General features: G+C 63.1%; 32 protein-coding genes and 1 pseudogene. 13 read left to right on the top strand and 20 right to left on the bottom strand.

All coding sequences use genetic code 11. The features are described from left to right. Position 1: 1 nt before the first annotated feature. Positions 2-439 carry a VOC family protein gene (locus X741_RS162495; protein WP_023764169.1) on the top strand — a complete coding sequence of 146 codons (438 nt, stop codon included), beginning with the start codon at positions 2-4 and terminating at the stop codon, positions 437-439. A 58-nt stretch (positions 440-497) separates the two neighbouring features. On the opposite strand, the gene X741_RS162500 is transcribed toward X741_RS162495, so the two are convergent. The 5 genes from X741_RS162500 to purL form a co-directional block, all read right to left on the bottom strand. Further along, positions 498-1,721 (bottom strand): multidrug effflux MFS transporter, encoded by a 1,224-nt coding sequence (locus X741_RS162500; RefSeq protein ID WP_031249728.1) that lies wholly within the window; start codon positions 1,719-1,721, stop codon positions 498-500. A 218-nt stretch (positions 1,722-1,939) separates the two neighbouring features. Further along, positions 1,940-2,275: a Grx4 family monothiol glutaredoxin gene (grxD, locus tag X741_RS162505; protein ID WP_013895877.1), complete on the bottom strand. Its 336-nt coding sequence runs from the start codon at positions 2,273-2,275 to the stop codon at positions 1,940-1,942. A gap of 152 nt (positions 2,276-2,427) precedes the next feature. Beyond that, positions 2,428-2,661 (bottom strand): BolA family transcriptional regulator, encoded by a 234-nt coding sequence (locus X741_RS162510; protein WP_010909092.1) that lies wholly within the window; start codon positions 2,659-2,661, stop codon positions 2,428-2,430. Between the two features lie 124 nt (positions 2,662-2,785). Continuing rightward, the gene (locus X741_RS162515; protein ID WP_023776279.1) at positions 2,786-3,310 is read right to left on the bottom strand and encodes a hypothetical protein; all 525 of its coding nucleotides are present in this window, start codon (positions 3,308-3,310) and stop codon (positions 2,786-2,788) included. Next, complete coding sequence (gene purL / locus X741_RS162520; protein ID WP_023776278.1) at positions 3,307-5,538, bottom strand: phosphoribosylformylglycinamidine synthase subunit PurL; 2,232 nt, start codon at positions 5,536-5,538, stop codon at positions 3,307-3,309. The genes X741_RS162515 and purL overlap by 4 nt, the downstream gene beginning before the upstream one ends. A gap of 162 nt (positions 5,539-5,700) precedes the next feature. Between purL and X741_RS1000000170265 the strand changes: the two genes are divergently transcribed. Further along, complete coding sequence (locus X741_RS1000000170265; RefSeq protein ID WP_023764173.1) at positions 5,701-5,865, top strand: hypothetical protein; 165 nt, start codon at positions 5,701-5,703, stop codon at positions 5,863-5,865. 60 nt (positions 5,866-5,925) lie between these two features. Here the strand turns inward: X741_RS1000000170265 and X741_RS162525 are convergent, their stop codons facing one another. Continuing rightward, positions 5,926-7,344 (bottom strand): PLP-dependent aminotransferase family protein, encoded by a 1,419-nt coding sequence (locus X741_RS162525; RefSeq protein WP_023776277.1) that lies wholly within the window; start codon positions 7,342-7,344, stop codon positions 5,926-5,928. Between the two features lie 93 nt (positions 7,345-7,437). Here X741_RS162525 and X741_RS162530 point away from each other — a divergent pair, with 93 nt between their 5' ends. Then, complete coding sequence (locus X741_RS162530) at positions 7,438-7,683, top strand: DUF1127 domain-containing protein (RefSeq protein ID WP_023776276.1); 246 nt, start codon at positions 7,438-7,440, stop codon at positions 7,681-7,683. A 6-nt stretch (positions 7,684-7,689) separates the two neighbouring features. Here the strand turns inward: X741_RS162530 and X741_RS162535 are convergent, their stop codons facing one another. From X741_RS162535 to purC, 7 genes are all read right to left on the bottom strand, one after another. Further along, positions 7,690-8,331, bottom strand: a complete 642-nt coding sequence (locus X741_RS162535; RefSeq protein WP_023776275.1) for a Pr6Pr family membrane protein — start codon at positions 8,329-8,331, stop codon at positions 7,690-7,692. A gap of 2 nt (positions 8,332-8,333) precedes the next feature. Next, positions 8,334-8,741: a hypothetical protein gene (locus X741_RS162540; protein WP_023776274.1), complete on the bottom strand. Its 408-nt coding sequence runs from the start codon at positions 8,739-8,741 to the stop codon at positions 8,334-8,336. Next, positions 8,738-9,403 (bottom strand): glutathione S-transferase family protein, encoded by a 666-nt coding sequence (locus tag X741_RS162545; RefSeq protein ID WP_023776273.1) that lies wholly within the window; start codon positions 9,401-9,403, stop codon positions 8,738-8,740. The genes X741_RS162540 and X741_RS162545 overlap by 4 nt, the downstream gene beginning before the upstream one ends. A gap of 70 nt (positions 9,404-9,473) precedes the next feature. After that, positions 9,474-10,142: a phosphoribosylformylglycinamidine synthase subunit PurQ gene (gene purQ / locus X741_RS162550; protein ID WP_023776272.1), complete on the bottom strand. Its 669-nt coding sequence runs from the start codon at positions 10,140-10,142 to the stop codon at positions 9,474-9,476. Further along, positions 10,139-10,393: a hypothetical protein gene (locus tag X741_RS162555; protein ID WP_023776271.1), complete on the bottom strand. Its 255-nt coding sequence runs from the start codon at positions 10,391-10,393 to the stop codon at positions 10,139-10,141. Before X741_RS162555 ends, purQ begins: the two co-directional genes overlap by 4 nt. Before the next feature lie 19 nt (positions 10,394-10,412). Beyond that, on the bottom strand, positions 10,413-10,655 hold the full coding sequence (gene purS, locus X741_RS162560) for a phosphoribosylformylglycinamidine synthase subunit PurS (RefSeq protein ID WP_013895864.1): 243 nt from the start codon (positions 10,653-10,655) through the stop codon (positions 10,413-10,415). A 29-nt stretch (positions 10,656-10,684) separates the two neighbouring features. Further along, complete coding sequence (purC, locus tag X741_RS162565) at positions 10,685-11,479, bottom strand: phosphoribosylaminoimidazolesuccinocarboxamide synthase (RefSeq protein WP_013532127.1); 795 nt, start codon at positions 11,477-11,479, stop codon at positions 10,685-10,687. Between the two features lie 276 nt (positions 11,480-11,755). Between purC and X741_RS162570 the strand changes: the two genes are divergently transcribed. Together X741_RS162570 and X741_RS162575 are read left to right on the top strand one after the other, a co-directional pair. Beyond that, positions 11,756-12,076 carry a DUF1476 domain-containing protein gene (locus X741_RS162570; RefSeq protein ID WP_013895863.1) on the top strand — a complete coding sequence of 107 codons (321 nt, stop codon included), beginning with the start codon at positions 11,756-11,758 and terminating at the stop codon, positions 12,074-12,076. A gap of 165 nt (positions 12,077-12,241) precedes the next feature. After that, complete coding sequence (locus tag X741_RS162575) at positions 12,242-13,015, top strand: HpcH/HpaI aldolase/citrate lyase family protein (protein ID WP_023776270.1); 774 nt, start codon at positions 12,242-12,244, stop codon at positions 13,013-13,015. Positions 13,016-13,046: 31 nt separating this feature from the next. Here X741_RS162575 and X741_RS162580 read toward each other — a convergent pair whose 3' ends face one another. Together X741_RS162580 and X741_RS162585 are read right to left on the bottom strand one after the other, a co-directional pair. Next, a complete protein-coding gene (locus X741_RS162580; protein ID WP_031249726.1) occupies positions 13,047-13,256 on the bottom strand; it encodes a hypothetical protein in 210 nt (69 codons plus the stop codon). A gap of 107 nt (positions 13,257-13,363) precedes the next feature. Continuing rightward, positions 13,364-13,912 carry an alpha/beta hydrolase gene (locus tag X741_RS162585; RefSeq protein WP_023776268.1) on the bottom strand — a complete coding sequence of 183 codons (549 nt, stop codon included), beginning with the start codon at positions 13,910-13,912 and terminating at the stop codon, positions 13,364-13,366. A 239-nt stretch (positions 13,913-14,151) separates the two neighbouring features. On the opposite strand from X741_RS162585, the gene X741_RS162590 reads away from it, so the two are divergent. Then, positions 14,152-14,964: a VOC family protein gene (locus X741_RS162590; protein WP_023776267.1), complete on the top strand. Its 813-nt coding sequence runs from the start codon at positions 14,152-14,154 to the stop codon at positions 14,962-14,964. 191 nt (positions 14,965-15,155) lie between these two features. Here the strand turns inward: X741_RS162590 and purB are convergent, their stop codons facing one another. Genes purB through X741_RS162605 form a run of 3 tightly spaced genes read right to left on the bottom strand, consistent with a single transcriptional unit; the run spans position 15,156 to position 17,745 of the window. Continuing rightward, positions 15,156-16,463, bottom strand: coding sequence for an adenylosuccinate lyase (gene purB, locus X741_RS162595; RefSeq protein WP_023776266.1), 1,308 nt, complete (start codon positions 16,461-16,463; stop codon positions 15,156-15,158). A gap of 59 nt (positions 16,464-16,522) precedes the next feature. Next, a complete protein-coding gene (locus X741_RS162600) occupies positions 16,523-17,035 on the bottom strand; it encodes a hypothetical protein (protein WP_031249725.1) in 513 nt (170 codons plus the stop codon). Then, positions 17,032-17,745, bottom strand: a complete 714-nt coding sequence (locus X741_RS162605) for a DUF2259 domain-containing protein (protein ID WP_023776264.1) — start codon at positions 17,743-17,745, stop codon at positions 17,032-17,034. The genes X741_RS162600 and X741_RS162605 overlap by 4 nt, the downstream gene beginning before the upstream one ends. Before the next feature lie 134 nt (positions 17,746-17,879). Between X741_RS162605 and X741_RS162610 the strand changes: the two genes are divergently transcribed. Then, a complete protein-coding gene (locus tag X741_RS162610) occupies positions 17,880-18,134 on the top strand; it encodes a DUF2171 domain-containing protein (RefSeq protein ID WP_013895855.1) in 255 nt (84 codons plus the stop codon). A gap of 9 nt (positions 18,135-18,143) precedes the next feature. On the opposite strand, the gene X741_RS162615 is transcribed toward X741_RS162610, so the two are convergent. Next, positions 18,144-19,169, bottom strand: coding sequence for a P1 family peptidase (locus tag X741_RS162615; RefSeq protein ID WP_023776263.1), 1,026 nt, complete (start codon positions 19,167-19,169; stop codon positions 18,144-18,146). A gap of 16 nt (positions 19,170-19,185) precedes the next feature. Further along, positions 19,186-20,253: an ABC transporter substrate-binding protein gene (locus X741_RS162620; RefSeq protein WP_023776262.1), complete on the bottom strand. Its 1,068-nt coding sequence runs from the start codon at positions 20,251-20,253 to the stop codon at positions 19,186-19,188. Positions 20,254-20,433: 180 nt separating this feature from the next. Between X741_RS162620 and X741_RS162625 the strand changes: the two genes are divergently transcribed. The 6 genes and pseudogenes from X741_RS162625 (at position 20,434) to X741_RS01000000166170 (ending at position 25,853) form a co-directional block, all read left to right on the top strand. Further along, positions 20,434-20,961 carry a flavin reductase gene (locus X741_RS162625; protein ID WP_013532115.1) on the top strand — a complete coding sequence of 176 codons (528 nt, stop codon included), beginning with the start codon at positions 20,434-20,436 and terminating at the stop codon, positions 20,959-20,961. Next, positions 20,958-21,887 (top strand): MoxR family ATPase, encoded by a 930-nt coding sequence (locus X741_RS162630; RefSeq protein WP_023776261.1) that lies wholly within the window; start codon positions 20,958-20,960, stop codon positions 21,885-21,887. Before X741_RS162625 ends, X741_RS162630 begins: the two co-directional genes overlap by 4 nt. 3 nt (positions 21,888-21,890) lie before the next feature. After that, entirely contained in the window at positions 21,891-23,135 is a 1,245-nt protein-coding gene (locus tag X741_RS162635; protein WP_023776260.1) for a VWA domain-containing protein, read from the top strand. A 50-nt stretch (positions 23,136-23,185) separates the two neighbouring features. Beyond that, complete coding sequence (locus X741_RS162640; protein ID WP_023776259.1) at positions 23,186-23,524, top strand: XdhC family protein; 339 nt, start codon at positions 23,186-23,188, stop codon at positions 23,522-23,524. 6 nt (positions 23,525-23,530) lie between these two features. Next, on the top strand, positions 23,531-24,235 hold the full coding sequence (locus tag X741_RS162645) for an XdhC family protein (RefSeq protein ID WP_023776258.1): 705 nt from the start codon (positions 23,531-23,533) through the stop codon (positions 24,233-24,235). Then, positions 24,232-25,853: pseudogene (locus tag X741_RS01000000166170) on the top strand (molybdopterin-binding/glycosyltransferase family 2 protein). Before X741_RS162645 ends, X741_RS01000000166170 begins: the two are co-directional and overlap by 4 nt. Positions 25,854-26,002: the final 149 nt, after the last annotated feature.

Raw genomic sequence — 26,002 nt, 5'->3', positions numbered from 1 at the left:
CATGGCACTCAAGCGGATGGACAACATAGGAATCGTCGTCGATGACCTCGAAGAGACGATCGATTTCTTTCGCGAGCTCGGCCTTGAGCTCGAAGGGCGGGCCACGATCGAAGGAGAATGGGCCGGACGTGTCACTGGACTGGGCGATCAGCATGTCGAAATCGCCATGATGCGCACGCCGGACGGCCACAGCCGGCTTGAACTTTCCCGCTTCCTCGCGCCGCCTGTCGTCGCGGATCACCGCAACGCCCCGGTCAACGCCTTGGGCTACCTCCGCGTCATGTTCACCGTGGATGACATCGACGAGACGCTTGAAAGGCTCCGCAATCGAGGCGCGCGGCTCGTAGGCGAAGTCGTCCAGTATAAGGACGTGTATCGGCTCTGCTACATCCGCGGGCCTGGAGGGCTTCTCATCGGCCTCGCCCAGGAACTCGGCTGAGCGGAATACGACGACAATGACAAAGGGCGACCAGCGTCAGCGTCTCGTCTAAACCAGACTAATGCAGGTCGGTGATGTGCCCTGAAACCGGCGGGTTGTGCGGCTGGAACATCTTGCCGCGCTCGGCGATGAGGATCATCAGCAGCGCTGCGACCGAAACGCTGCAGAAGCCGGCGGCGAGCGGCGTTACCGTGCCGTTGAAGGCCTGGCCGATCAACGTGCCGAGAATGCCGCCGAGAAAAGTCTGCATGAAACCCAGGATCGATGACGCCGTGCCGGCCAGTTGCCCGAGCGGCTCCATGGCCAACGCATTGAAATTGGCGCCGAGCGCACCGAACGGCAGCATGGCGCCGGCAAAGAAGGTGACGAACAGCCACAGCGGCATCTTCAATTCCAGCGACACGACCAGCCATGCAAGACTGATGGTCAAGAACAGCAGCAGCGCGCTTTGCGACAGACGGCGCATGCCGATGCGACCGACGAGGCGCGAGTTCAGGAAGTTCGAGAAGGCGAGCACGCCCGCAACCCCGGCGAAGATGAGCGGGAACATCTCGCCGACGTTGAATATGTCGACATAGATCTGCTGCGCCGAGGCGATGAAGCCGAACATGGCTGCGAAGATGAAGGTGCTGGCGAAGGCGTAGCAGAGCGCGACGCGATTGGTGAGCACGATGCGAAAACCGCCAAGGACGGATGATGCCGTCAGCGGCCGGCGATGTTCGGGACGCAGCGTTTCAGGCAGGCGCAGCAGTGACCACGCCGACACCAGCAGCGCCCCGACGGCCATGGTGATGAAGATCCAATGCCAGGTGGCAAACAGCATGATGAACTGGCCGATCCCCGGCGCAATGACCGGTATCGCCATGAACACCATGAAGATAAGCGACATCACCTCGGCCATGCGTCGGCCTTCGAATGTATCGCGCACGATCGAGACGGCGATAACGCGGGTAGCCGCGGCCCCGACGCCTTGCACGACGCGGCATAGCAAAAGTGTTTCAAAGCTGGGTGCGATGGCTGCCGCACCCGCCGCCGCCACGTAGATGATCAAGCCGGCGACCAATGGCGCGCGACGCCCGAACCGGTCCGAGATCGGCCCGAAGAAAAGTTGGCCGCCGCCGAAGCCGAGCATATAGGCGACCACGACATATTGCCGGTGGTTTTCGTTCTCGACGCCGAGCGAGGCGCCGATCTGCTGCAGCGCCGGCAGCATGATGTCGATGGCCAGCGAATTCAGCGCCATCAGCGCCGCGCACAGCGCGATGAATTCCCAGCGCGGAATAGACAGTCTGCTCGCCGACTGCGGCGCTATCGATTGCTGGTCCACGGCAAGTCCGATCTCTAAAAACGAAAACGCGCCGGCGGGCCGGCGCATTGGCTCGTCCTGGTCCCGATATCAGGGGCCCGACATCAGGATGTAAAAATTGCCGAGGTGGAGCCGCCCCGGTGCCCACAAACAGAAGTCAGGCATGTCGACAGCGACATGCCCAAAAACTGGAATCAGGCGGCGCCTTTGACGCTCACGCCTTTTTCGACCAGGAAGGTCTGCAACTCGCCGGCCTGGAACATCTCGCGGATGATGTCGCAGCCGCCCACGAACTCGCCCTTGACGTAGAGCTGCGGGATCGTCGGCCAGTTGGAATAGTCCTTGATGCCCTGGCGCAGTTCCGCCGAGTCCAGAACGTTCACGCCTTTGTAGTCGGCGCCGATATAGTCGAGGATCTGGACGACCTGGCCGGAAAACCCGCACTGCGGGAAACCGGGCGTGCCTTTCATGAAAAGGACGACGTCGTTGCCCTTCACTTCATTGTCGATGTAGTCGTTGATACCGCTCATGGAATATCCTTTCACGCCTGTGGGAGTCAGGCTCGAAGCATGCCTTTCAAATAAACCCATAGGTTGCCCGAAACAAGAGTTTAGCCAAGCCATCGGCCAAATGGCGCAAAGGATGGGGCGTTTTGGGCCAAGCGGGTCTGAGGCTGTGTGCCTCAGTCGGGAACGCTGGTCTGCAGCGCCAGTGCGTGCAGCACGCCGCCCATATTGCCCTTCAGCGCGTCATAGACCATCTGGTGCTGCTGGACGCGGCTCTTCCCGCGAAAGCTTTCGGCCACGACCTCGGCCGCGTAGTGGTCGCCGTCGCCGGCGAGGTCGCGGATCGTCACCTTTGCATCCGGAATGCCGTCCTTGATCAGTTTTTCGATGTCGTGGGCGTCCATTGCCATGAAAGAAATTCCTGTTTTCGGGCGGGCGGCGGCGTGGCTGCCCGTGCGATGAGAGTCGGGATAAACCTAGAGCCTTTCCGGCCGGGATTGAAGCCGTTACGTCCAGCACCGTCGCGATTGCGGCCTACGGCGCATTCTCATCCGGATGGACCGCATCGGCTGCGGGGTCGTCTTCGCGCATCGAGAAGGTGCGACCGAGGCTGAAGACCAGCACATAGAGCGGGATGTTGACCGCCAGGTTGGCAATCGGCAGATAGCTGGTCATCCGCCAGGCGGGCGAGAAGAACGGCTGGCCGTAGCCATCGCAGACCAGCGAAGAGCCGTACTCCCACAGCGCCCCGAGGATGGCCGCTACGGCGAAAAGCTTGAGGCAGGTGACGACGTGCCTGGTCCGCGCCTGGTCCGGCAAGAGCCGGCTCCACAGCACCAGGCAGATGAGCGGAACCGCATAGATGAGGTTCTGCAGCACCAGCATCGGAAGCGTGCCATTGGCCGCGGCGAGGAACTCGGCGCGCGTTTCCAGCCTGGGGCAAACCTCGCTGGATGTCGTCGACAGCAGGAAGAAGACGAACGGCCCGAGGAACCAGAAGAAGAACAGCGACGGCCAGAAAACGACTGCGAGCAGCGCCCGGGCAGCCAGTCTGCTCAACTGGCCTGATCCATGAAGCGCGGGAACCAGCCTTCGTGAGCGGCGGTCAAATCGCTGACCGGGATCGCCCTGGCATCGCCGAGCTTCAGCGTCTTGCCGCCGGTCGAGCCGATCCACGGCGCGAAGATGCCGAGTTCGCCCTGTTGCTTGCGGATCGCATCCCATTCATCGCCATGCGGATCGATCGACAGCGTCAGGAGATAGCGCCCCTGGTCCTCGCCGAACCAGACCGGAATGGGATCGGTGCCGACGAGACCGGGAACGGTCGCGCCGATGCCCGACGCCATCGCCATCTCAGCCAAGGCGACCGCGATGCCGCCATCGGAAACGTCATGCGCCGCGGTGACGATGCCGGACGCGATCAGCGAGCGCACATGGTCGCCGACGCGCTTCTCGTGATCGAGGTCGACCGGCGGCGGCGGACCGTCGGAACGGCCGTGGATGTCCCTGAGATAGACCGATTGGCCAAGATGCGTTCCCCAGGAGGCGGGTGCGCCGACCAGAAGGATCATCTCAGATTCGGCGGCAAAGCCGGTTCGCACCATTTTCGACCAGTCGGCGATCAGGCCGACGCCGCCAATGGTCGGTGTCGGCAGGATGCCTTGGCCGTTGGTCTCGTTGTAGAGCGAGACATTGCCCGACACGATCGGGAAGCCGAGCGCGCGGCAGGCATCGCCGATGCCTTTCACCGCGCCGACCAGTTGGCCCATGATCTCGGGCCGTTCCGGATTGCCGAAATTGAGATTGTCGGTGGCGGCGAGCGGCACGGCGCCCGTGGCGGTCAGGTTGCGCCAGCATTCGGCCACCGCCTGCTTGCCGCCTTCGTAAGGGTCGGCCTCGCAATAGCGCGGCGTGACGTCGGAGGAGAAGGCGAGTGCCTTGGTCGGATGACCCTCGACGCGCACCACGCCGGCATCGCCGCCGGGAAGCTGCAGCGAGTTGCCCTGGATCAGCGTGTCGTATTGCTCCCACACCCACCGGCGCGAGGAGAGATCCGGTCCGCCGAGCAGCTTCAGCAGCGCATCGGCGACATCGGCCTGCGGAACGTCGTCGGCGGCAAGCGGCGCCGGCTTGTTCGGCTCGACCCACGGCCGGTCGTACTCCGGAGCCTTGTCGCCGAGATCCTTGATCGGCAGGTCGGCGACCTGGTCGCCCTGGTGCAGCACACGGAAGCGCAGGTCGTCGGTGGTCTTGCCGACGATGGCGAAGTCGAGCCCCCATTTGTGGAAGATCGCCTCGGCTTCCCTTTCCTTTTCGGGGCGCAGCACCATCAGCATGCGCTCCTGGCTTTCCGACAGCATCATCTCGTAGGCGCTCATGCGCTCTTCGCGCACCGGCACCTTGTCGAGATCGAGCTCGATGCCGAGGTCGCCCTTGGCGCCCATCTCGACCGCCGAGCAGGTGAGGCCGGCCGCGCCCATGTCCTGGATGGCGATAACCGCCCCCGAGGCCATCAGTTCAAGACTAGCCTCCAGCAGGCATTTCTCGGTGAAGGGATCGCCGACCTGCACGGTCGGGCGCTTCTCGTCGATCTTGTCGTCGAATTCGGCCGAGGCCATGGTGGCACCGCCGACGCCGTCGCGGCCGGTTTTGGCGCCGAGATAGACGACCGGCAGGCCGACGCCCTTGGCCTCCGACAGGAAGATCGCATCGGTCTTGGCCAGGCCCGCGGCAAAGGCGTTGACCAGGATGTTGCCGTTGTAGCGGGCGTCGAAATTGACCTCGCCGCCGACCGTCGGCACGCCGAAGGCGTTGCCGTAGCCGCCGACGCCGGAAACCACGCCTGAGACGAGGTGCCTGGTCTTGGGATGGTCGGGCGCGCCGAAGCGCAGCGCGTTCATTGCCGCGATCGGCCGCGCGCCCATGGTGAAGACGTCGCGCAAGATGCCGCCGACGCCGGTCGCCGCACCCTGGTAGGGTTCGATGTAGGAGGGGTGGTTGTGGCTCTCCATCTTGAAGACGACGCAGTCGCCGTCACCAATGTCGACCACGCCGGCATTTTCACCTGGGCCCTGGATGACCTGCGGCCCGGTGGTCGGCAGCGTGCGCAGCCATTTCTTCGAGGATTTGTACGAACAATGCTCGTTCCACATCGCCGAGAAGATGCCGAGCTCCGTAAAGCTGGGCTCGCGTCCGACAAGATCGAGGATGCGCTGATACTCGTCGGGCTTCAGCCCATGCGCGGCAATGAGTTCTGGGGTGATCGGCACGGAATTGGAAATGGTCATGGGCGGCGATTGATGTCCATGGGAGCGGGGATTTTGAGTCCCCTCTTATCGCAAGCTTTGCGGCCGATACACCCGTCGATCGAGGAAAAAGACAGAAAGCAACATTGGGAACGGTAAGGGTGTCCCGTCGTTAGGGTCTCAACCACTGAGGAGACCCGCACCATGGCTGACAAACAAGCCAAGAACGACAATCGCCTCTCGGACAAGGAGGCCCTCCATATCGCGGAGACCACCGACGTTTCGCCCCGGCAAGCCAAGGAACTGGCCGAGAAGCACGGCAAGGAGAAGGCCAAGAAGGAAGCCAAGAACTTCAAGGCCGAGGGCTGATCCGAGATCAGGCTCCCGAGAGGCCCAGTTTCGTAAGCTGCCAGTGGAATCGCGAATGGCTCAGGAGAAGCTGTCGTAGCCGGCGCGGCCCTCGTCGAGGAGGCGCCGGATAACCGCAACGCCGTCGGCGACGTCCCCGTGCTGTCTCGGCTGTGAAACGCCGAAGCGGACGCCGTGGAAAACCTGCTCGGAGCGACCGGCCTTGAACTGGTCCTCATCATTGATCAGCACCCCGTGCTCGAGGCAGGCATTCTTGAAGGTGCCGGAAAGCCACGGGTCGGGCAGGGTAAGCCAGACAAAGGGCACCTTCTCGTGAGACTTGAACGCGAAGCCGGCCAAAGTCTTGCGCACGATCGCGATGCGGGCGCTAATTTCAGCGATGCTGCGCTTGCGGATATCGCTGGCCTGACCGGAAAGCACCAGCCGCGCATTCACCTCCGCCAGCAGGAAGGGCATGCCGCCTGTCATCATCTTGTGGGCGACACGGATGCGGTGGCGATAGGCGGGCGGACAGGAGAGCCAGCCGCCGCGAACGCCGGCCGCGACCGACTTCGACAGGCCGCCGGCGACAATGGTCCGTTCAGGGGCATATTCAGCGAGCAATGGTGTCGGATCGTCGGTCAGATGACCATAAAGATCGTCCTCGATCAGGATGACATTGTATTCGCGCGCGACCCGCGCGATCGCCTCGCGACGCGCCGCCGACAAGGTCGCCAGCGTCGGGTTCTGCACCGTCGGCATCAGGAAGATCATCTTGGGATGTTTTTGCGCGCAGACGCGCTCGAAATCATCGGGGTCGAGGCCTTCGTCGTCCGATGCCACCAACGCCGTCCGCCGGCCGATCAGGCTGGCGCTGCGGGAAATCTGCGAATAGGTGAGGTGCTCGAAGGCGACATAATCGCCAGGGGTGGTCAGCGCGGCGATCGCTGACATCACTGCGGCAAGCGTGCCGAGCGTCGGGACAACGGCGTCGGCATTTGGGTGGAAAGAATTGCGTGACAGCCAGCGGGCGCCGGCCTCGTACCAGCGGTCGGGAAAATCGCGCGTGTAGCTTGATATCTCATGGGGATGGTCCTGCGCCACGCGCGACAGGACATCGGCGACATCAGCGCCCTGGCCGATGTCGGGCGCCGCCATGCTGTCGAAACGCAGTTCGCCGCGCGGCGCGTCGATAGTGCGTGTGCCTTCACCACCGACGTCTGGAGCCAGGAAGTCCGGTTTTTCGCCATCGGCGCGCTGGCGGACCACATAGGTTCCGCGCCCGACTTCGCCGCTCACCAGCCCCCGTTCGCGGAGCAATTGATAGGCCCGGCCGACCGTGCCGACCGTTGTGCCGATGTCATAGGCGAGGTCGCGCTGTGGCGGCAGTTTTGCGCCAGCATCGATCACGCCCCGGTCGATGTCCGTTTCGATGGAATCCGCAAGCCGTTGGTATAGCGGGCCGGAGCCGGCGGTCAGGTCTGGAAGCCAATTTGTCATGGTGACAATTTTCTATATTGCACCGAATTATGAGTCAATACATATCAGCCATGCGCTAAAAAAGGTGCAATTTAGACTCTTGGCAGAAAGAAAATGGATACAATCGCGACAATACGTCATTCGAGAACCGAGGGCCAGATTATGCGCCCGTCCGCCCAGCGCGGCTTCGTCAGCCGTCTGGCGCGGCTGGCCAGGTCGCTGGCGAGGTGGATCGACTATCTGCTGGATCGCCGGCGCAGCCGACTGGCATTGCTGGAAATGACCGACGATCAGCTCAAGGACATCGGCATCTCCCGCTGCGACGCCCATCGCGAGGGCATCAGGCCGATCTGGGAATAGACCTGCCTAGCGGACGGTTTTGGTCTGCAGGCGGGCAATGCCCTGGTCTGCCAGGACGGCGACGACGCATATCGCCAGGAACAGCCCGGTGATGGCCAACGACGCCATGGCGACGCTGCCCGAGCCGTTCTTGGCGACATCGAGGAACGGATAGGGCACCTCGCCGGCGAGCGGCGCCCGCGCCAGCGCATAAATCAGATAGACGATGGGATAGAGCACCCACCAGGAGATGTCGCTCCAACGCGTCCTGCCGTCGGCGCCTGATATCAGCCACCACAGCACGAACAGCACCGGTGTCACATAGTGCAGCAGGACATCGCAGAGCAGGAACAGGCCCTGCGGCTGCCAGAGGCGTGCCAGCACCGTGGCATAGACGATCATGACCATGGCGATCGAAACCGCGACACCCGCACGCATCCGTGGCCCGGCGAAGGCAGGCAGCCATGCGTAGCCGGTGGGCGACAGCAGCGAGACGTGCACCAGCACCGCGCCGATGTTGGTCAGGATGGTGAAGAAGCTTAGATAGAAGACGACCGAGCCGAGCAGGCCACGGCCGGCTTCCATCGACGCCGGAACGGTGATGCAGAACTGCAGGACAAGTCCGGCCAGACCGATGATCAGACCGGCGACCTGCAGAAAGCGGCCCACGGTCAGGCGGTTGCCCCGCAGGCCGTATTGCCTGTCTGCCAGCGGGCAATGTCCGAACCGATGCGCGCGCCGAGCGGATCGTTCATCAGCGGTCCGAAGACGTCGACGCGGCTCGAATTGCCTTGCGCCTGCACGACCAGCAAGGGCTTGCCGCCATAATGCTTGGCCGGCACCAAAAGGAAACGCGGCGTGCCGCTGAACGAATTCAGTTCATTGGCCATCTGATATTGCTTGAAGGCCGGGTCCTTGCTGGCGATCCAGCATTTGTGGGCTGCTATCGCCACTTGCTCCATGGCCAGCAACGCGGCACTCTTGCCGGAAGGAACAGGCGTGCTCTTGGGGGTGGATTGGCAGGAAGCAAGGGCGAAGCCTGCCGCCGCAACCAGGGCGATCGTCCTGTTTTTGATCAAGCGGCACCCATCTCGAGTTCGGACAAAAAGAGCTCCAGGCCATCGGTCATCTCGCCCCATACCCGCGACAATGCCGGATGCTGAAGGGCGATCTGCTCATAGGCATCGAATTTGGGATAGGCATCGAGCAGGTCGTTGCGGCCTGTCATGGCGCGGAAATTGTTGAAGATGAACCGCGTTGGGGTCAGCCAGGCATCGGCGAAGCTGATGTCGTTGCCGAGCGCGAAGGGGCCTTGCGCCATGCGCGCCTCGATCACCGCCAGCCCATGGTGCAGGCGGGCGAATTGGGCGTCGATCTCGGCATTGTCGCGCTTCGGCACGGAATGCAGTTTGAAGAGCTTCATCATCGGCGTCAGCACGTCGAGATCGGTGATGCGCGCGAACATGCGCACCAGTGCGCGGTCCTTGGAATCGGGTGGCAGCAGCGCCGGCTCCGGAAAGCGCTCCTCGAGATATTCGGCGATGACCACCGATTCGACGATCGTTTCACCCGAGCCGGTGATCAGCACCGGTATCCGGTTCATCGGCGAGATGGCGCGAAATCCTTCAGGGATCGGAAAACCCGGCGGCGGCGCGATGATCTTGATCGGCACGTCCTTGACGTAGGCGAGCGCCCGCACGATCGACGAGTAGGGCGACAACGGCCGCGAATAGAGTTTCATGACCGTCTCTCTCCCCAGAGCAATGGACTTGATGTCCTTGTAAAGTCTAGCACATTCTCGGCTGAAATCGTCAAGCGGCGATGCCGAGCGCGCTCTCGAACAGCGCGCGGCCGTCGCTGCCGCCATGGGCGGCTTCGATCAGGTTTTCAGGATGCGGCATCAGGCCGAGCACATTGCCCCGGTCGTTGATGATGCCGGCGATGTCGTTGATCGAACCGTTGGGGTTGGTGCCCTCGGCATAACGGAACACGACTTGTCCTTCGCCTTCGAGGCGCGCAAGTGTGCCGGCATCTGCAAAATAGTTGCCGTCATGATGCGCTACCGGCGAGCGGATGATCTGGCCCGGTTTGTAGCGGCTGGTGAACATGGTGTTGGCATTGGTGATTTCGAGTTTCACCTGCCGGCAGACGAATTTCAGCGAGGTGTTGCGCATCAAGGCGCCGGGCAGCAGGCCGGCCTCGACTAGGATCTGGAAACCGTTGCAGACGCCGATGACCGTCACGCCCTTGGCCGCCTTTTCGGCGACCGCCCGCATAACTGGCATGCGCGCCGCGATCGCGCCGCAGCGCAGATAGTCGCCGAAGGAGAAGCCGCCGGGGATGGCGATGAGGTCGACATCGGGGATTTCAGTGTCGGTCTGCCAGACCGTAACCGGCGGTTTTCCCGAAATCTTGGTCAGCGCCGCGATCATGTCGCGGTCGCGGTTGAGGCCGGGAAGGAGGACGACGGCTGATTTCATTTCGGTTCGTAAGGCCTTTGTGCTTCGGCGAGTTCGCGCAACTCGAGGCGCTGCTCAATCCGTTCGAAACGTTGATCGATGCGACCTGTTATCGCGTAGATATTGTTAATGTCCGTTTGCGTGCTCAACGCCTGCAGCCTGATCGCGACAATCTCGTGCTTGACTTCGCCTAGGCCATTCTCAAGTCGATCCATTCGTGAATGGATTTTCTTCAGAAGCTCGTACATCAACTCATTCGTGACTTCAGGCATCCGTGCCTCCGGCACAACCTTAGGTAAGCGTCACACTATAATTCTCAATCACCGTGTTCGCCAGCAGCTTGTCGCACATGGCTTTCAGGTCTGCCTCGGCCTTGGCCTTGTCGCTTTCCGCCAGCTCGACGTCGAACACCTTGCCTTGCCGCACCGCGCCGACGCCATCAAAGCCCAGTCCGGACAGTGCATGTTCGATCGCCTTGCCTTGTGGGTCGAGCACGCCATTCTTGAGGGTAACGGTTATGCGGGCCTTGATCACGCTGGACATGCTCCTGTTCGAACTCTTGGTTAGTGCGGCTTGCCTTTGAGGCCGTCGGTCGAGGCGACAAGCACCGGGCCGGTCGGGCGCGGCGGCTCGTTCTCGTTCATGATGCCGAGGCGGCGGGCGACTTCCTGGTAGGCTTCGACCAGGCCGCCCATGTCGCGGCGGAAACGGTCCTTGTCGAGCTTGTCCTGCGTCGCCACGTCCCACAGGCGGCAGGAGTCCGGAGAAATCTCGTCGGCGACGACGATGCGCATCATGTCGCCCTCGAACAGGCGACCGCACTCGATCTTGAAGTCGACGAGCTGGATGCCGACACCCATGAACAGGCCCGAGAGGAAGTCGTTGACGCGGATGGCCAGCGCCATGACGTCGTCGATCTCCTGCGGGCTTGCCCAGCCGAATGCGGTGATGTGCTCTTCCGACACCATCGGGTCGTCGAGCGCGTCGGCCTTGTAATAGAATTCGATGATCGAGCGCGGCAGAACGGTGCCTTCCTCGATGCCGAGGCGCTTGGACAGCGAGCCGGCGGCGACATTGCGCACCACCACTTCCAGTGGAATGATCTCGACTTCCTTGATCAGCTGCTCGCGCATGTTGAGCCGGCGGATGAAGTGGGTCGGAATGCCCATGCGGTTCAGGTGATTGAAGATATATTCGGAAATGCGGTTGTTGAGCACGCCCTTGCCGTCGATGACCTCGTGCTTCTTCTTGTTGAACGCGGTTGCATCGTCCTTGAAGAACTGGATCAGCGTGCCCGGCTCGGGTCCCTCATAGAGGATTTTGGCCTTGCCTTCATAAATGCGGCGGCGATTTTTCATCTGAATTTTTCTCTGGATTTGCGGGCAGGCGGCAAGCGACCAGTTCCTGTCCGTCTGCCTAAATTAGTATGGCGACGGTTGGGTTCAATGCCGGGTCTATCCCAATCACATCGTTTGCTCAATCCGCAAATCCTTCCAATCAACCGCTTTCGGGACCGAAATGCCGCAGCGCAGCATGCGACGAAGCGTATTGACCGGCCCGCGACCTTTTGGTTTGTGCTTTGGCAACACACATATCCTTTTGCAAACGAATCGCATTTGACCCGGAGGGACGCCATGAGCAGCATGAAAGACCGCGAAGAGGGCTTCGAACGCAAATTCGCATTCGACGAGGAGCTTCGGTTCAAGGCCTCGGCCCGCCGCAACAAGGCGCTCGGCCTTTGGGCCGCCGAAAAGCTCGGAAAATCGGGCGCTGACGCCGATGTCTACGCCAAGGAAGTGGTGGTTTCCGATATCGAGGAAGCCGGCGACCACGACGTGTTCCGCAAGATCCGCAAGGATTTCGATGCCGCTGGCGTCGACCAGTCCGACCATCAGATCCGCCGCACCATGGACGAGTTGATGGCGCAAGCGATCGAGCAGATCAAGAACACCTGATCCGGCCGAATCTGGTTTTCGCAAAAGTGTCCCACGGTTTTGCGACGGAGCCTGCGACAAAAAGAATAACTGGACCAATCGACCGCCCGGTCCAGCCGGGCGGTTTTTCTTTGCCTTTGCCATGGTTTCCGGCTGAAACTGTGATCGTTAACAAGGAAAGTGTCCATGTCCCTGAAGTCCCGTCTCGCCGCCGATGAAACGCTGGTCACCGCATGGTCGGGCGTGCCCGACGCACTGACCGTCGAGATCCTCGCCAAGCAGGGCTTCGATGCCGTGACGCTGGACATGCAGCATGGCGGCCATCACGAGGACAGCGTCCTGCGCGGTCTGATGCCGGTGCTTGCTGCGAACAAACCCGCGCTGGTGCGCATACCGGTCGGCCGTTTCGATATGGCGAGCCGTGCGCTCGATTTCGGCGCCGAGGCGGTCATCGCCCCGATGGTGAACTCGGTGGCCGACGCAAGGCTGTTCGCCGCGGCGATGAAATATCCGCCGCTCGGCGAGCGTTCGTGGGGTCCCACCTACGCCTTTCCACGCCATGGCAAGGGCGACCAAGCCGAGTGGCTGCGCGACACCAATCAACGCACCATGGCCTTCGCCATGGTGGAGACGCGCGCCGCGCTCGACGCGCTCGACGGCATTCTCGACACGCCGGGCATCGATGGCATTTTCCTCGGTCCTTCGGATTTCTCGATCGCCTGGACCAACGGCGCTACGGTCAATTCCACGCTGGAGAGCATGATGGAGACGGTGGCGTCGGTTGCCGAGCGCACCCGCAAGGCCGGCAAGCATGCGGCTATCTATGTCGTCGAACCGGCAATAGCCGGTCGTGTCGTGTCGATGGGTTATCGCCTGCTCGCCACGGGCTCGGAGCATGCGCTGATTTCGCTGGGCGCAAAGACCCTGCTCAAGAGCATCAAGGATTCGATCGGATCCTGAACCCGACCCGGCTGCCGCAAGCGTCGCGTGGTCAGGCCTTGGCTGCCGCTGGCCCCGCTGCGATAGGTGCGCCGCGCCTGAACCTGTTGAACAAGGCGCCGACCACCCGGACCCACCAGTTGTTGAAGATCATGAGTGGTAACGCCGCGAGGATCGAACCCAGTATGGCGGCGGCGGCACCGAGTGCGGTGGAACCGCTGGCCAGCACCACGCCCTCCGGCAATGGCGCGAAAGCACGCAAACAATTCCCATTCAGAACAACGAGTGCGGCCTCTCAACAATTCGAGTGAAGCATCCTTGCGCGATGGCCTGCCGAACAGCTTCGTGTTCAGGCCTTGAACGTATATATTACAGGTCCGTCAGGAACTTGGCGAAGGTCATGGAACCTTCGGGCCAAGGGCCGAAGCCCGAATCCTCGCTGAGATGCCCGGTCTCGCCGGCATCGATGAACAGCGAGCCCCAGGCGCCGGCAATGTCCTCGGCGACATCGAAGGCGCAGAACGGGTCGTTGTGGCTGGCGATCACGATCGAAGGAAAAGGCAGCGGTTCGCGCGGGTAGGGACCGAAGGTCATCAGGTGCCTTGGCTTGATCTTTGGATTGGCGACATCGGGCGGCGCCACGAAAAAGGCCCCGGCGACCCGCTTCTGGAACCGCGGAATGGCTTGCACCGCCGCGGCGACCCCCAGCGAATGGGCGACGATGACAACCGGCCTCTCGGCTTCGTTGACCGCTTTGGCCACGCTCGCCGTCCAGTCCTCGCGCACCGGCTTAGACCATTCCGCCTGCTCGACCCGCCGCGCCGTCGACAATTTCGATTGCCAGCGGGTCTGCCAATGCTCGGGACCGGAATTGGTGTAGCCCGGAACGATCAGAATATCTGCGTCTTTGACTTTCATGGCGCTGAGATAGCGAGAGCGCTTGTCTCATGCAACCGCTGATGGACGCCCTCGTAATGGTGAACACGATGTTCGCTTTTCGCTGTCTTGTGTGAACGATCGCGATCGACGATTTGTAATTGGGAAAGAAACAGCCGTGAAGCTCCGGGATTTTGGCGCTGACACGACGTAGGATGATCGGCGGCGCAGGGCTCTTGGCTTTTGGAGTTCCGTGGAGCGTAGCCGCAACGGAGACAATGATGAGCGAACTGCCATTTGCTGCCACCACGCCGGTGAGCGTAGCCCGCGTCGGGCTGAAGGCGCGCGATGCCGAAGGCCTCGCAACCTATTACCGCAGGGTCGTCGGCCTGCAGGAGTTGAGCCGTGCCGATGGCGCGATCACGCTCGGCGCCGGCAGCCGTCCGTTGCTGGTCCTCGAAGCGGATGCTTCCGCCAAGCCGGACGATCCGCGCAGCGCCGGCCTGTTCCATACGGCTTTCCTGCTGCCCAGCCGCGCCGATCTCGGCCGCTGGATCAACCATGCCATATCGGACAAGATCGCCATCGAAGGTGCTTCCGACCATCTGGTCAGCGAAGCGCTGTACCTGACCGATCCCGAAGGCAACGGCATCGAGATCTATGCCGACCGCCGTCCGCAGGACTGGAAATGGAACGGCGACAAGATCGCGATGGCGACCGAGCGCCTGAACATTCCCTCCGTCGTTGCCGAAGTGCCGGCTGGCGATGCCGGCTGGCAAGGTGCGCCGGAAAACAGCATTGTCGGCCACGTTCACCTGCGCGTCGGCAGGCCGGAAGAAGCTGAAGCCTGGTGGAACCAGGAATTCGGCTTCGACACGATGGCCAAATATGGTGGCCAGGCAGTGTTCCTGTCGTCCGGCGGCTACCACCACCACATCGGCGCCAATGCCTGGCAGAGCTCCGGTGCGGGCCGCCGCGACGCGTCGCGATCGGGTCTCGCCTGGGTCGATATGCGCTCGGACAATGTGAGCAGTGAAACGACCCGTGAGGATCCGTGGGGCACGGTGATCAGGACCGTGCCTGGCAAGGCTTGATTTGACGTCCGAACAGCTTCTTTCTCCCCGTTTACGGGGAGAAATGCCCGGCAGGGCAATGAGGGGCGGCGCCGAGGTTGGGAGGTTATCGTTTCTGCACAAAGCGATGGGTAGCTTTAGCCGCCGAAGTCCGCGCCGCGCCTCATCCGCCCTTCGGGCACCTTCTCCCCGTAAACGGGGAGAAGGAAAGCTCAAGCCTCGCCGAACACCCGGCTGAAAATCGTGTCGACATGCTTGGTGTGGTAGCCCAGGTCGAATTTCTCGCGGATCTCCGCCTCGGGCAGCGCTGCGGTCACTTCCTTGTCGGACAAAAGTTCCTCAAGAAAATCAGCGCCTTGTTCCCACACTTTCATGGCGTTTCGCTGCACCAGCCGGTAGGAATCCTCACGCGACAGGCCGGCCTGCGTCAACGCAAGCATGACGCGCTGGGAATGCACCAGACCGCGGAACTTGTTCATGTTCTTCAGCATGTTCTCCGGATAGACAACCAGCTTGTCGACGACGCTGGTCAGCCGCGACAGCGCGAAATCGAGCGTCACCGTGGCATCCGGACCGATCATCCGCTCGACCGAGGAATGCGAAATATCGCGCTCGTGCCAGAGCGCGACATTCTCCATCGCCGGCAATGCCATGGAGCGCACCATGCGAGCAAGGCCGGTGAGGTTTTCCGTCAGCACCGGGTTGCGCTTGTGCGGCATGGCCGACGAGCCTTTCTGGCCGGGCGAGAAAAACTCTTCAGCCTCTAGCACTTCGGTGCGCTGCAGATGCCGGACCTCGATCGCCAGCCGCTCGATCGACGAGGCGATGACGCCGAGCGTGGCGAAGAACATGGCGTGGCGGTCACGCGGGATCACCTGCGTCGACACCGGCTCCGGCTTCAGGCCGAGTTTTGCCGCCACATGCTCTTCGACATAGGGTTCGATGTTGGCGAAGGTGCCGACCGCACCCGAAATGGCGCAGGTGGCGATATCCTCCCGCGCATGCACCAGCCGCTCGCGGCAGCGCGAGAATTCGGCATAGGCCTGCGCCAGCTTGATGCCGAAGGTCGTCGGCTCGGCATGGATGCCGTGGCTGCGGCCGATGGTGACGGTGTCCTTATGCTCGAAGGCACGGCGCTTGAGCGCCGCGAGCAGCCCGTCGATATCGGCGAGCAGGATGTCGCTGGCGCGGGTCAACTGCACGGCAAAACAGGTGTCGAGAACATCCGAAGACGTCATGCCCTGGTGGATGAAGCGGGCGTCCGGCCCGATGAATTCGGCGAGATGGGTCAGGAATGCGATGACGTCATGCTTGGTGACGCGCTCGATCTCGTCGATCTTCTCGACGTCGAATTTCGCGGCACCGCCTCTTTCCCAGATGGTTTTCGCGGCCTCTTTCGGAATGACGCCGAGTTCGGCCAGCGCATCGCAGGCATGGGCCTCGATTTCGAACCAGATGCGGAACCGGGTTTCGGGCGACCAGATGGCGACCATTTCCGGCCGGGAATAGCGTGGGATCATCGGTCAGTCCTGACATATAGAGAGGTTTGCCCGCGTCCTAACAGAGGCGGACAAAATGCTCAACGCCGCCGCCGCGCAAACCAGACGCTCGCTGCGAACAAGGCGATGAAACCGAGCGGAAAGTAAAGCCTGATCCCCAGCACCACGAACTGGTAGAACGCGATCAAGGTCGTGAAGATGAGCTGGAGCGCCCAGGTGTGGGTGAAGGCGGGCGCATGCCACTCGGCATAGTAGGAGCGGTATTGCAGGGCATAGAGCCCGCCGGTCAAGCCGATCGTCGCGGCGGCGAGGCAAACGAACGCTGCCGCGAAGGCAACTTCCCGGCGCCTTCCGAGAGACAGCAGCTGCGCCGCAAACAGGCCAAACGGAAAGGCGAGGGTTCCACCCATCGCAAAGAGCAGCGACACGGTGCGTATCTTCTCCGGCGTCTCCCAATCGTCCAGCAGCAGATTGAGAAGCGCGCTGCCGCCCATCACCACGGCCCATAAAAAGGCGCCGAGAAACGCCGTCCGCCACCCCGGCAAGGCGCGGCGGAAATAGTTCGGGCCGGGGCTGGCGGCGTGCGGTGTCACAGGCGGCCCGTCACGGCAATCCAGCGATAGTCCGGCCCCTCGAAACCGTATTGGCGCACCGCGATCACCACCGCATAGGCGCTGAGGCTGTCCATCGAGAACGTCTGGACCGCACCGATGCTGTAGCCGTTCGGGCAGCCGCGGCTTTTGGGGACTGACTTGTCCTCGTGCAGCAGCTTGGTGGTGCCGCCGTCTCGCGCCTCGACCCGCAGCAACCGAAAGCCGTTGATCTCGCCCTGGCTCTCGCAGCCTTCGGTGTTGTTCATGCCCAGCTCGTCCAGCCGGAATTCGAGCGGCTGGTTGACCGGTGAGAAGATCGGGCGTGGGTTGACCACCATGCGGTGCGGATCGGTCACCGGATTGAAACCGGCGGTGATGCCGCGGTTGGCGCTCAACTCGGCCTGGCTGATAATGGCCTCGCCTTTCTGCCGGGCTTGCAGGCGCGCCGCCTCGATCGTGGCGGTCTCGTCGTCAAGCCGCACACGGATCGGCGTTCCCTTGAGAAAGCTGTCGTCATTGGTGTCGATGTAATAGCGGTTGGCGTAGGGGAACCCGGACCCATCCTGGACGCCATATTCCTCGAAAGCGAACACGCCGCCGTCCTTGGTGAATCCCAGGATTTCGAGCTCGGCGACATCGCCGGCACGGGCCAGGATCGGCGTCGTGACCTGTGCTAACAGGCAAACGACAAACAGCAAAAGGTTCCGCATCGTCTTTCACCCCCGGTGTTCGTGATCGTCTAGTCCCCTAGCATGATGGAATCAAAACGTCGTGCTGCCTGAAAGCCGATGCATCCAATGGGTCGGTCGTTTGTTATTGTCGGCAGTCCCAATGGAGAACCACCATGACCGACACCAGCAAAATTCGTGAGCATATGGAAGTCGTTGGCGCCGATGGCGTACATATCGGCACCGTCGACAAGGTCGACGGCCAGCGCATCAAGCTGACCAAGGCCGACAGCGGCGAGGGTGCTCACAAGGGCCATCACCATTACGTCCCTCTGGCCTTGGTTGCCGAAGTCGACGGCAAGAAGGTTTGGCTGTCGGCGAATTCCGATGTCGCGGTGACCTTCGAGGAAGAAAGATCCGATCGTGTGTGATCGACCGGTTCAGCCCGGGCGCGACGACCAGACCGGGAAAAAGTCGTTTTCGGCAGGCGTTGCGGCGAACACGCCGCGGCTGATGGCGCGCGCCATGGTGGCGCCGGCAGCGGCATAGAGGTCGATTGCCGCGTCGGCTTCGAGCCGGATGCCGCTCTTGCCGGTCGCCAGCGCGAACACCAGGTCGCCATCGGCCGGCGTGTGCGTCGGCCAAATGGCGCGCACGAAGCCGTCATGCGCCGATATCGCCAAGCGCTTTGCAGCAGCCTTGGTCAGAACCGCGTCGGTGGCGATGACGGCGATGGTCGTGTTGCCACCGGTCTCCATCTGCCGCTCGGCATGCTGGTCGCGGTATTTCAGCAAAATCCTCTTTGCATCGTCCGGCATTGGCGAGGGATAGCCGAGCCCGCCGAATTCGTCGTCGATTTCGAAAGGTGCCGCCCAGAAATAGCGCGTGCGGCCAACAGTCACCGAGCCGGTCGGGTTAACGGCAGCCAGCGCACCGATGGTGACGCCATTGTCCAACAGCGTCGAGGCCGAACCCAGGCCGCCCTTCAGCCCCGCGGTCAGCGCGCCGGTGCCGGCGCCGGCCGTACCGAGCTGGAAATCCATTGCCGCGGTTTGCGCTGCCTCATAGCCGAGGTCGCGGTAGGGCGGATAACGGCCCCAGTCCTTGTCGCCGCCATTGCGCAGGTCGAACAGGATCGCCGCCGGCACGATCGGCACGCGAAAGCCGCCCACCTCGAAGCCGATACCGCGCTCGCGCAATGCTGCCTGCACGCCGGACGCCGCGTCGAGGCCGAAAGCCGAACCGCCCGACAGCACCACGGCATGCACCGCCTCGACCGAATTATGCGGTTCGAGCAAGTCCGTCTCGCGGGTACCCGGCGCGCCGCCCAGGATCTGCACGCCGGCGATCGTCGGCTCGTCGCAAAGGACGGTCGTCACCCCGGACTTCAACAGGGCGTCGGTCGCATTGCCGACGCGCAGGCCGGCGACATCGGTGATCAGGTTGCGCGGGCCGGTCCGGAACATCAGTTGCTTTCCAACATCAGTTGCCTTCCAGGGGCACGAAGCGCGTGCCGTCGAAGCGGAACACGCGATAGGGGCTCTGACTGAGGTCGCCCTTGGCGTCGAAGCGGATCGGCCCGATCGCCGTGGTGAAATCATGCCCGGGCAGCACCTCGGTCAGCGGCGTGCCCGAGGATAATGCCGATGCCGCCTTGGCGATTTCGATCGCCGCATAGGCCGGCAGCGTGTAGCCGTCCGGCACGATCTTTTGCGCGGCGAAGCTTTCAAGCACTTTGGGATCGGCGACATCGGCCCATTCGGGCGGCGCGATCATCAGCGTGCCCATCGCATAGGGTACCTCGCCGGGCGGCGTGCGCAGGTTTTCACCGCCGGCAAAGACGATGCCCGCCTGGAGCTGTGCGGCATCGCGGCCCATGATGGCGACGTCGTCGCCATCGCCGCCGGCAAAGACATGCGTGGCGCCGGCCTTCTTCAGCCGGCCGATCAGGCCGATCTGGTTGTCGAGCTGCGGCCGGAACGTGTCGACGAAGACGGGTTTCAGCGCCGCTTGCTCCGCCGCGGCGCGAAACGTCTCGGCCATCTCGCGGCCATAGATGGTGCCGTCGTCGATAATGGCGAACAGCTCGTTCTGCCACAGGCGGGTGAGGCTGGAGGCAACGGCGTTGCGCTCATCGTCGCCGCGCGGCCCCAGGCGATAGACCGGCCAACCGGTCTTGGCGCGGCGGTCGGTCAGGCTTTCGGTTCGCACGCCAACGGTGATCACGGGAATGTTGGCGTCCTTCAGGATCGGCATCGCCGCCTCGATCGCGTCGGTGCAGAGGAAGCCGACGACGATATTGACCTTGGCCGCCACGAAGTCCCTGGCCGCGGCCGCGCCGCCATCGGCGGTACAGGCGTCATCCACGGTCTTGAGTTCGACATCGTTTGCTTCCGCCGCGAGCCCGGCACCGGCCTCGACCTGCTTGCCGAGAATGGCCGATGGTCCCGACAAGGGTGCGGCAACGCCGATCGTGAGCGTCTGGGCGTTGGCGGCGCCGGCCAGCAGCAGCCAGGCCAGCGCGGCGGATATTGTTGCCCGGGATCGCATCCTGCCGAAGTGTTCCTCCAAGCCCGCGACATCGCGCAGGCACCAGCTCCCGCCAAGACCTAAAGGCTGCCCGGCCTTGGTGCAACACGCGAATTTGGCGAGATGGGCCAAGCACTTCGCTTGTGGCATGTCATGTCTAGCCATATATAGCGGTGAGGTTTCTGGCTGTGGAAAATTCTGGTGCTGAAGAAGAATGACATTGGACCTCAGGCCTATCGCGACGCGATGAGCCATTTTGCCGGTCACGTCCATGTGGTTACCACCGACGGGCCTGCCGGCAAACGCGGCGCGACGGTGATCGCGGCCTGCTCGGTATCGGACACGCCGCCGACCATTCTGGTCTGCCTCAACCGTGAAAATCCCAAGAATGAGCCGTTCGTGAAGAACGGCCGGTTTGCCCTGAACACGTTGGCTTCGCACCAGGAGCCGCTGTCGGTCGGGTTTTCAGGCATCACCGGCCTGCCGGTCGAGGAGCGTTTCGCGCTCGGCGAATGGGATGTGATTTCCACCGGAGCGCCGACCTTGAAAGGCGCGCTCGCCGTTTTCGACTGTGAGCTGATCGACACCAAGGACCTGGCCACCCATCGTGTGCTTTTTGGCAAGGTGACAGGTCTGCGCATGGGCGATAATTTGCGGCCGCTGATCTACCACGCCCGCGGCTACCATGTTCTGGAAAGCGGAGCAGCGGCGTTCACGGAGAAAGAATGAACGAACTGAAACCGCGCGCCGTGCCGCGGACGATCGACGAAACGCTCGATCTCCTGACTGGCGCGGACTATGTGGCGGACCGGTCGCTGGCGACCGTGCTTTTCCTGTCGCTGCGCATGAACCGGCCATTGTTCCTCGAGGGCGAGGCCGGCGTCGGCAAGACCGAGATCGCCAAGGTGTTGGCGCAGGCGCTTGGCCGCCGGCTGATCCGCCTGCAGTGCTACGAGGGGCTAGATGTCTCCTCGGCGGTCTACGAGTGGAATTACGCCGCTCAGATGATCGAGATCCGCATGGAGGAGGCGGCCGGGAAGGTCGAGCGCTCCGCCATGGAACGCAACGTGTTCTCGGAAAAATACCTGATCCGCCGCCCGGTGCTCGACGCGCTGACCGGCAAGGTGGGTGCGGCCCCGGTCTTCCTGATCGACGAGCTCGACCGCACCGACGAAGCCTTCGAGGCCTTCCTGCTCGAAATCCTCTCCGACTTCCAGGTGACGGTGCCAGAACTCGGCACGATCAAGGCGGAAGAGCCGCCGATCGTGATCATCACCACAAACCGCACCCGTGAGATCCACGACGCGCTGAAGCGGCGCTGCCTCTATCACTGGGTCGACTATCCCAATGCCGAGCGTGAGCTTGAGATCGTGCACCGCAAGGTGCCGCAGGCCAACCAGCGGCTCTCGGCCGAGGTGGTCTCCTTCATCCAGAAACTGCGCCAGATCGAGCTGTTCAAGGTGCCTGGCGTCGCCGAAACCATCGACTGGGCCGGTGCGCTGACCGAACTCGACAAGGTCGCGCTCGATCCGGAGACTGTATCCGACACGATCGGCGTGCTGCTGAAATACCAGGACGACATTGCCCGCATCGAACAGGGTGAAGGCCGGCGCATCCTCAACGAGGTGAAGGCCGAGCTTTCGGCGGCGGAGTAGGCGATGCCGCGCTCCGAACCGAAAGAGGCGACAGCGGATGGCCGGATCGCCGACAACATCGTCTATTTCGCCCGCACCTTGCGCAAGGCCGGCATGCGCGTCGGGCCAGCCTCGGTCAAGGATGCCATCGAGGCGGTGCTCGTCGCCGGCATCGGTTCGCGCGATGATTTCTACTGGACGCTGCACGCCGTGCTGGTCTCGCGGCACGAGGATCACGCCATCTTCGACGAAGCTTTCCGGCTGTTCTGGAAATCGCGCGAGTTGATCGAGAAGATGCTGGCGATGTTTTCGCCGGTGGCGCCCGACGCCAGGGAGAAGCAGAAGCCGCGCGCGGCCGAGAACCGCGTCAGCCAGGCTATGTTCGAAGGCCACCAGAAGAACCAGCCTCCGCGGGAAATCCCTGAGATCGAGGTCGATGCCCGCTTCACTTTTTCCGGCAACGAGGTCTTGCGGGGCAAGGATTTCGCCCAGATGAACGCCGCCGAGATCGCCGACGCCAGGAAGGCGATCGCCGGGCTGCGTCTGCCCGTCGACATGGTGCGTATCAGGCGCTTCAAGGCCGATGCGTATGGCCGCCGTATCGACCCGCGCGCCATGATGCGTTCGGCCGCGCGCACCGGCGGCGAACTGATCCTGCCGAAATTCCGCTCAGCCCGTGAAGTCCATCCGCCGCTGGTGGTGCTGGCCGACATATCGGGCTCGATGAGCCAGTACACCCGCATCTTCCTGCATTTCCTGCATGCGTTGACCGAAAAGCGCCGGCGCGTGCACACTTTCGTTTTCGGCACGCGGCTGACCAATCTGACCAGGCAGATGCGCCACCGCGATCCCGATGCGGCACTTGCCGACTGTTCGGCGGCGGTCAAGGACTGGTCGGGCGGCACGCGCATCGGCGACGCGCTGGCCGAGTTCAACCTGACTTGGTCGCGGCGCGTGCTGGGGCAGGGCGCGGTGGTGCTTTTGATCACCGACGGGCTGGAGCGCGACGATGTCACCGGGCTTTCGGAGGAGATGGAGCGCCTGCACAAATCCTGCCGGCGGCTGATCTGGCTGAACCCGTTGCTGCGCTTTGACGGTTTTCAGGCGCGCGCCCGCGGCGTCAAGGCGATGCTGCCGCATGTCGACGAATTCCGTTCGGTGCACAATCTTGAGGCGCTCGCCGACCTCTGCGCCTCGCTGGACAAGAAATCGGCGCTGTCGGTCGATTCGCGGCGATGGATGGATGTTGGCGAGAGGCATGCCGCATAACCATATGTTTTCCCTGTTCCCTGGAAAAACAGACCCTGAGAGAAGCAACCATGAGCGACAGTCTTTATCTCGATGAAGCCCGCGATCCGCTGATCATCGCCGAAGGTTGGATGAAAGACGGCAAGGATGTCGCTATCGCGACGGTGGTCGAGACCTGGGGGTCGGCACCGAGACCGATCGGCAGCCACCTTGTCATCGATGCGGAAGGTAATTTCCACGGTTCGGTTTCCGGTGGCTGCGTCGAGGGCGCCGTGGTGACCGAGGCGATCGACGTCATAGGCTCCGGCAAGGCCAGGATGCTGGAATTCGGCGTTGCCGACGAGGCCGCCTGGCAGGTCGGCCTGTCCTGTGGCGGCCGCATCAAGGTGTATGTCGAGCGGTTAGGCTGATCTCAGATGGATCCATATACTCTAAAAACCTTGAATGCCGAGCGCCGCGCCCGCCGTGCGGCGATCCTCGTCACCGATCTTGGTGACGGCCGCGATCGTATCGTGCGAGAGGGCGACCACGTCGCCGGCGATCTCGGAACGGCGATCGCCAAGGCGTTTCGATCGGGCAATTCCGGTTCCGTCGAGGCGGAGGGGCGGACATTCTTTCTCAACGCGCATCTGCCGCAGCCGCGCCTGCTGGTCATTGGCGCCGTCCACATCAGCCAGGCGCTCGCCCCGATGGCACGGATTGCCGGCTATCCCCTGGAGATTATCGATCCGCGCACCGCCTTTGCCACGCCTGACCGCTTTCCCGATGTCGCCTTGCATGCGGAATGGCCCGAGGATGTGCTGACGCGCCAGCCGCTCGACAGCTATACGGCGCTCGCCGCCGTCACCCATGACCCCAAGATCGACGATTTCGCGCTCAAGGCCGCACTCGACGCCAAATGCTTCTATGTCGGGGCGCTTGGCAGCCGCAAGACCCATGCCAAGCGCGTCGAACGCCTGCTGGCGCTGGGCGCGAGCGCCGACCAGATCGCCCGCATCCATGCGCCGATCGGCCTCGATATCGGTGCCGCGAGCCCCGCCGAGATCGCCGTCGCCATTCTGGCGCAGACCATCCTTGCCTTCCGCTCGCGCGGCCTCGATGTAAAAGGTGCGGCAGCGTGAAATTCGGTCCAATTCCGATCGACGCGGCCGAAGGCGCGGTGCTGGCGCATGCCACCACCGCCGGCGAACGGCGGTTTCGCAAGGCGCACAGGCTGACCGCCGAAGACATCTCCATACTCAAGGGAGCCGGGATTTCGCAGGTCGTCGCGGCCGTGCTGGCCCCGGACGATCTGGGCGAGGACGCTGCGGCGCAAAGAATTGCCGAGTGCATGACATTCAGCGGCATCGAGGCAAGGTCCGCCGCCACGGGCCGCGTCAATCTCCACGCCAGGGCGGCCGGCATCTTCACGGTCAATGCCTCGATGATCGATGCCATCAACGCCGTCGATCCCGCCATCACCATTGCCACGCTGGCCCAGCACGCACCGGTCGAGAAAGGGCAGATGGTCGCGACTGTCAAGATCATCCCCTTCGCCGTCGCCTCCATTTTGGTCGACACCGTGACCAAACTCTGCGCCGGCGGCGAGATCTTTGCCGTCAATGTCTACCAGCCGGTGCGCGTCGCCGTCATCCAGACGGTCTTGCCGGGCACCAAGCCTGGTGTGCTCGACAAGACGCTGCGCGTCACCGAAGCGCGGTTGGCGCGCTCGGGTGGCCGGTTGACGGCGGAGCGCCGCACGCCGCATGAGATCGCGCCCGTGGCGGAGGCCGCGGCCGCGCTGGCGGGCGACAACGACATGGTGGTGATCTTCGGCGCCTCCGCGATGAGCGATTTCGCCGATGTCGTTCCGGCGGCGATCGAAAGGGCCGGCGGTACCGTGATCCGCGCGGGCATGCCGGTCGATCCCGGCAATCTGCTGGTGCTCGGCATGCTTGGTGGCAAGCGCGTCATCGGTGCGCCCGGCTGCGCCCGCAGCCCCAAGGAAAACGGCTTCGACTGGGTGCTCGATCGGTTGGTTGCCGGCCTCGACGTCACCGCGCGCGACATCGCAGGCATGGGCGTCGGCGGGCTGCTGATGGAAATCCCGACGCGGCCGCAGCCGCGCGAACCGGTGCCGGCCAAAAGCCAGCTCAAGGTCGCGACCGTGCTCCTGGCGGCAGGTCGGTCGAGCCGCATGGGCGGGCCGAACAAGCTGCTGGCGCTGTTCGACGGCAAGCCGCTGGTGCGCCGCACCACCGAGCGCGCGCTCGCCTCGAAGGCTGCAGGCACGATTGTCGTCACCGGCCATCAGCGCGAACGGGTGCGCGCGGCATTGTCGGGTCTCGACGTCACCTTCGCCGACAATCCCGATTTTGCCGATGGTCTGTCCACGTCGCTGAAGGCCGGGATCGCCTATCTGCCGCAGGACACTGCCGGCGTGATGATCGTTCTCGNATCGTTCTCGGAGACATGCCGGGTATCGCGTCCGGCGATCTCGACCGGCTGATCGATGCGTTCCGCCGGGCCGGAGGCAATTCCGTGGTCCGTGCCTCGCATCTTGGAAAACGCGGCAACCCGGTGGTTCTGCCGCGCTCGCTATTCCCCGCCATCGCCCATCTCGAAGGCGATACCGGCGCACGCCATCTGGTCGAAGCCGAAGGGCTCGACGTCGTCGATGTCGAGATCGGCGAGGGGGCAGCGGTCGATGTCGACACCCGCGAAGCGCTGGAAGGCGCCGGCGGGGTGCTGCAGGATTGACAAACCCGAACTGAATTAAGCATGGCTTGGGGATGGCTATTCGTACCGTCGCACCCCCCTCTGGCCTGCCGGCCATCTCCCCCTCAAGGGGGGAGATTGGCAGCTTCCGCGTCGACACTCTTTCTCCAGCGGTGGTGATTGGCGAAAGC

Source organism: Mesorhizobium sp. LNHC221B00 (assembly GCF_000502935.1).
Classification (GTDB): Bacteria; Pseudomonadota; Alphaproteobacteria; order Rhizobiales; family Rhizobiaceae; genus Mesorhizobium; species Mesorhizobium opportunistum.
The sequence above is the reverse complement of the archived record's forward strand: the minus strand, read 5'-3'. Positions and strand labels throughout refer to the sequence as shown.